Annotated in this window: 6 protein-coding genes and 1 riboswitch; all 6 genes read left to right on the top strand. The window is 27.3% G+C overall.

Features of this window, described 5'->3' with window-relative positions; genetic code table 11:
• Nucleotides 1-80: 80 nt before the first annotated feature.
• Nucleotides 81-461: a VOC family protein gene (locus NSA58_RS15790; protein ID WP_039679666.1), complete on the top strand. Its 381-nt coding sequence runs from the start codon at nucleotides 81-83 to the stop codon at nucleotides 459-461.
• Nucleotides 462-791: 330 nt separating this feature from the next.
• Complete coding sequence (locus NSA58_RS15785; RefSeq protein ID WP_039679665.1) at nucleotides 792-1,577, top strand: amino acid ABC transporter substrate-binding protein; 786 nt, start codon at nucleotides 792-794, stop codon at nucleotides 1,575-1,577.
• Nucleotides 1,578-1,629: 52 nt separating this feature from the next.
• Nucleotides 1,630-2,241 carry an amino acid ABC transporter permease gene (locus tag NSA58_RS15780; RefSeq protein ID WP_039679664.1) on the top strand — a complete coding sequence of 204 codons (612 nt, stop codon included), beginning with the start codon at nucleotides 1,630-1,632 and terminating at the stop codon, nucleotides 2,239-2,241.
• 17 nt (nucleotides 2,242-2,258) lie between these two features.
• Nucleotides 2,259-2,891, top strand: coding sequence for an amino acid ABC transporter ATP-binding protein (locus tag NSA58_RS15775; RefSeq protein WP_039679663.1), 633 nt, complete (start codon nucleotides 2,259-2,261; stop codon nucleotides 2,889-2,891).
• A gap of 96 nt (nucleotides 2,892-2,987) precedes the next feature.
• Nucleotides 2,988-3,093, top strand: a riboswitch (SAM riboswitch).
• 117 nt (nucleotides 3,094-3,210) lie between these two features.
• Nucleotides 3,211-4,014 (top strand): MetQ/NlpA family ABC transporter substrate-binding protein, encoded by an 804-nt coding sequence (locus NSA58_RS15770; RefSeq protein WP_074429168.1) that lies wholly within the window; start codon nucleotides 3,211-3,213, stop codon nucleotides 4,012-4,014.
• Between the two features lie 503 nt (nucleotides 4,015-4,517).
• The gene (locus tag NSA58_RS15765) at nucleotides 4,518-5,141 is read left to right on the top strand and encodes a PH domain-containing protein (protein WP_079764685.1); all 624 of its coding nucleotides are present in this window, start codon (nucleotides 4,518-4,520) and stop codon (nucleotides 5,139-5,141) included.
• Nucleotides 5,142-5,148: the final 7 nt, after the last annotated feature.

Here is a 5,148-nt window from a genome sequence, read left to right as displayed (position 1 = left end):
ATGTTAATTTAGATTTATTTAATTAACGTAATAGATTTTTTAATATATTTATAATAAAAGGATATCTAAGGAGAAGTAAAATGATAAATAAAATAGCTAAAGTAACAATATATGTAAATAATCAAGATGAAGCTAAGAAGTTTTGGACTGAAAAATTAAACTTTGTAACAAAGATAGATGCAACAGAAGGGCCTTTAAGATGGATAGAAATAGCACCGAAAGAAAGTGAATGGGTAACTATAGTTCTATACGATAAAAACCTTATGAAAGCTCAATATCCAGATGCTAATACAGATTATAAAACAGTTATATTAAGTACGGAATATCTAGATAATGCGTATATAGAAATGAAAGCTAAAGGTGTTGAAGTAACTGATATAGTAACTATGCCTTATGCTAGATTATTCACATTTAAAGATCAAGATAATAACGAATATTTATTACGTGAAGATAAATTTTAAATAAAAAATGTTTGACAATTCCAAACATTCATATTAATATTAATTACAAATGAAAAATAATTAAAACAAATATTGAGAAGAGGAGAAATGGTGTTATGAAAAATTCAATAATTGCAATAAAATTAAATATACAACTTCATCATCACCATCATAGAACCAAGGGATTGTAAATTATGAAATTTAATTCATAGATACAAGCCCTTTTAGTGTTGTTAAAAAGGCTTGTATCTATGGTGGAATATATATAACAAATATTAACCACATAGGTATTAGCCTATGTGGTTTTTTTATTGCAATAATAAAAGATTAAATTATTAGGAGGAGAAAGAAATGAAAAAGATATCAAAGAAATTAATAATGGGATTAGCGGTTTTAGCAATTATGGTAGGAGCAGTAGGATGCAACAAAAAGAATGTGACTTCCGATGATAATGAAATAGTAATCGGATATGATAATACATACTTCCCAATGGGATATTTAGATGATAATGGAGATACAGTAGGGTTTGATGTGGATTTAGCTAAAGAAACCTTTAAAAGATTAAATATGGATGTTAAGTTCCAAAGTATAGATTGGTCAATGAAAGAAACTGAATTAAATTCAGGAAATATAGATGCTATATGGAATGGATACTCATTAACTGAAGAAAGAAAAGCAAAGGTTACTTATACAGATGCATATATGAAAAATAGCCAACTTATAGTGACATTAAAAAATTCGACAATTAAAAGTAAAGAAGATTTAAATGATAAGGTAGTAGGTACTCAACAAGGGTCTGCAGGATTAGAAGCATTAGAAAAAGATTCAGAGATATTAAATAGTTTAGATGGTTCGCCAATTTTATATGATACTTTTGATAAAGTCTTTAGAGATTTAGAAGCTGGAAGAATAGATGCTTTAGTTGGAGATGAAACTTTAGTTAAATATTATATAAGTAAAAAGGGTGAAGAAAAGTATAAAATATTAGATGATAATTTTGGAACAGAAGACTATGTTGTTGCATTTAGAAAAGAAGATATTGAACTTAGAGATAAAGTTAACAATACAATAAATGAGATAAAAGATGATAAAGTCTTTGATGAAATTTATAATAAATGGTTTGGAAAAGCTAAATAATATGTAAAAATTAAGAAATATAGATTAAGATACACAAGGAGGAAATTTCACTATGATAGAAGGATTAAAAGTTACATTATTAGTATTTTTTATAACGCTGATAATATCAATACCACTTGGAATTATGATAGGCTTTTTAAGAATATCCAAAAATAAAATAATAAGTCAAATAGCAAATTTATACATACTAATTATGAGAGGAACCCCCCTATTATTACAACTAGTATTTGTATTCTTTGGGCTTCCTTTAATGGGAATAGTATTTGATAGATTTGATGCTGTAATTGTAGCATTTTCACTAAATTATGCAGCTTATTTTGCTGAAATATTTAGAGGGGGGATCCAATCTATAGACAAAGGGCAATATGAAGGAGCTTTTGTATTAGGATTTAGCAAATTTGATATGTATAGAAGAATAGTTTTCCCTCAAGTTATAAAAAGAGTATTACCAGCTATGTCAAATGAAGTAATAACATTAATTAAAGACACAGCTATAGTATATGCCATAGGTTTAAATGATATATTAAGAATTGCTCAAATAGCACAAAATCGCCAAGCGAGTATAGTACCTTTAATAGAAGCTGGTGCAGTATATTTAGTGCTAATTGGAATTTTAACAATAATGTTTAAAAAAATTGAAAATAAATATGCGTATTATAGATAAATAGAGGTGAGACAAATATGCTAAAAGTAAAAAATTTAAATAAATCTTTTGGGGAGAATAAAGTATTAAATAATATAAATTTTGAAGTTAATACTGGAGAAGTATGTGTGATTTTAGGAAAATCAGGTGCAGGAAAAACTACAATTCTTAGATGTATAAATGGTCTTGAAACTTTTGATGATGGAGAAATTATAGTAGATAATTATGTAATGAAAGATAAAAGTCATATATCAAAGAATAGAGATAAAATAGGAATGGTATTCCAAAACTTTAACTTGTTTCCACATATGTCAGTATTGGAAAATATAATATCAGCACCAATAAATGTTCTTAAAAAACCAAAAGAAGATGCAATTAAACAAGCAAAAGATATTTTAAAAATGGTAGATTTAGAAGATAAAGTAGATGCTTATCCTTATGAATTATCTGGTGGTCAATGTCAAAGAGTTGCCATAGCAAGGGCATGTGCATTAACGCCAAAAGTTCTTTGTTTTGATGAGCCAACATCTGCGTTGGATGTTGATTCAATAGAAAAAGTTTTAAAAATTATAAGAAATCTAAAGGCTAAAGGTATGGCAATTCTAATAATAACTCATGATATAGGATTTGCTAATGATATCAATGATAAAATTATAAAAATAGGAAGCTAAGAATTAAAGAAAAATAAAAATATAAAAAATTAATTATACAATTTACATTAAAAAGAAACAGTGCTATGATAATTATCAAATTAAAAAATAAAAAATCTCTTATCTAGAGTGGTGGAGGGACTGGCCCTATGAAACCCGGCAACCAGTATATTTTTATATACACGGTGCTAAATCCTGCAGTAGGTTTACTGAAAGATAAGTATAAATTCGCTATTAAAACTTGAGTTTATACTCAAGTTTTTTTGTTTTAGAGGAATTAAAGTTTAACTAATGGAGGAATTAGAGAGATTTTTATTATCAATTTAAGGGGGATATTATTATGAAATCAAAAAAATTATTAAGTGTAGTGATGAGTGCGCTACTATGTGTATCATTAGCTGGATGTGCAACATCATCTGAATCTAAGGATGATAAAATAATCAAAGTAGGAGCTACATTAGTTCCAGGTGGTGAATTATTAGAAAAGTTGAAACCACTTATAGAAGAAAAAGGATATGGTTTAGAAGTTGTGACATTTAATGATTATATTTTACCTAATGAATCATTAAACAATGGAGAAATAGATGCTAATTTATTTCAACATAAGCCTTATTTAGATGAAGCAGTAAAAAGCAAAGGTTATGAAATAATGGCAGGGTCTAAGCTATATGTTTGTCCAGGAGTGTTATATTCTAAGAAAATAAACTCTATAGATGAATTTAAGAGTGGAGATACAATTGCTATAAGTGATAACGCTGCTTCTGCATCAAAGTCTTTAAGATATTTAGAAAGTGAAGGACTAATCACTTTAAAAGAAGGTGATATAGTAGGGGTTAATGACATTATTAAAAATCCAAAAAATTTAGATTTTGTTCAATTAGATGTGGCACAAATACCACCATCATTAGAAGATGTTACTGCTGGATTTGTTGATACAACTTATGCTATACCTGCAGGACTTAGTGCAGAAGAAGACGGAATCTATACAGCACCAGTAAATGATGAATATGCAAATTTACTTGCTTATAGAACGAAAGACAAAGATAATGAGAAAATAAAAGTATTAGAAGAGGTTCTTACATCTGATGAATGTAGAGAAATTATAGAATCTAAATATAAAGGAATTGTAATACCTGTATTTTAATATTAATACAGCCACTAAAATAAAAATATACATATAATTAGGAAAAAATATTTATTATGTTGTAATATTTTGTCTAATACTTATATATTAATTATAAAAATATTAAATCAAGGTTGTAGCTATATGAATGAATGACTTAGATTGATCTTAGACAGTATTTCTTTTCCAATATGGATAAAGGATTTAAGTTTCATCAGTGTTGGATTTTTCCTCTAATATATGAAAATGATAAAATACTGAAAATTGTAGGATGGGGATTGATGAATTAATTATAGTAGGGGAACTTCATGATATAGGCAAAATAGGGATTAGCGAAGAAATATTAATAAAAGAAGCTTGAGAGATGTGCTGGAACTCAGTTTTACCAAGTTGTTGAAAAATTTATTGAATGTATCAGATAGGAAATTTATGACAAGTAATTTAAAAATCACCATGATTGAATAGCAATACAAACATGGTATAATATAAATGTATTAAAAACTTAAACTATTTTGGAGGATAACATGGCAGGAAATATATTTGGGAAAATGGCAGCAGATACATTAGGTTTATCTGATATAGGTAAGATAATAGATCCAAATGACTTTAACAAAGTTGATGGAGATGACTACATAATGAATGAAGATGGTGAAAAAATCTACTTTGTTATAAAATCAAAATCAGATGAATACGTATTTACGAACAGAGGTCTAATACATGTAGATGGTGCATCTGCTGTAAGTAAAAAAAGAGTAGTAAAAAGACATGAGTTTCGTAGTGAAAATGTTCATTCAGTAACATTAGAAACTGCAGGAACAGTAGATTTAGATGTGGAAATTAAGTTTAGTTTTGCAGATAATTACTTTAGTATAGATGTTGATAAAAAACAAATAGAGCAACTAAAAGACTTATATAAAGCTTTATTTGAAATTGGAAAAATCCAACATAAGAATAGACAATCTTATGAATATGGGATGAAAAGTTTAGATATGGCTAATGATGCCATAAGCAGAGGTCATGTAGAAGGTAATGCTGCTACTATGATAGAAGAAATTACTAAGTTTAATTTTGGTTGGATGAATGATATAAGAGAGACTTATAATAATAAAGATTTCGGATATGTCTTTGAAAAATATATAAATAATTAATAAGTTT

Origin of the sequence: Terrisporobacter muris (genome assembly GCF_024621905.1) — a bacterium.
Taxonomy (GTDB): Bacteria; Bacillota; Clostridia; order Peptostreptococcales; family Peptostreptococcaceae; genus Terrisporobacter; species Terrisporobacter muris.
This window is presented reverse-complemented; position numbering and strand designations above follow the sequence as displayed.

Bases quoted from the DNA above. Each gene is read 5' to 3' on its own strand.
- NSA58_RS15790 (WP_039679666.1), top strand. From the start codon at position 81: ATGATAAATAAAATAGCTAAAGTAACAATATATGTAAATAATCAAGAT.
- NSA58_RS15785 (WP_039679665.1), top strand. From the start codon at position 792: ATGAAAAAGATATCAAAGAAATTAATAATGGGATTAGCGGTTTTAGCA.
- NSA58_RS15780 (WP_039679664.1), top strand. From the start codon at position 1,630: ATGATAGAAGGATTAAAAGTTACATTATTAGTATTTTTTATAACGCTG.
- NSA58_RS15775 (WP_039679663.1), top strand. From the start codon at position 2,259: ATGCTAAAAGTAAAAAATTTAAATAAATCTTTTGGGGAGAATAAAGTA.
- NSA58_RS15770 (WP_074429168.1), top strand. From the start codon at position 3,211: ATGAAATCAAAAAAATTATTAAGTGTAGTGATGAGTGCGCTACTATGT.
- NSA58_RS15765 (WP_079764685.1), top strand. From the start codon at position 4,518: ATGGCAGGAAATATATTTGGGAAAATGGCAGCAGATACATTAGGTTTA.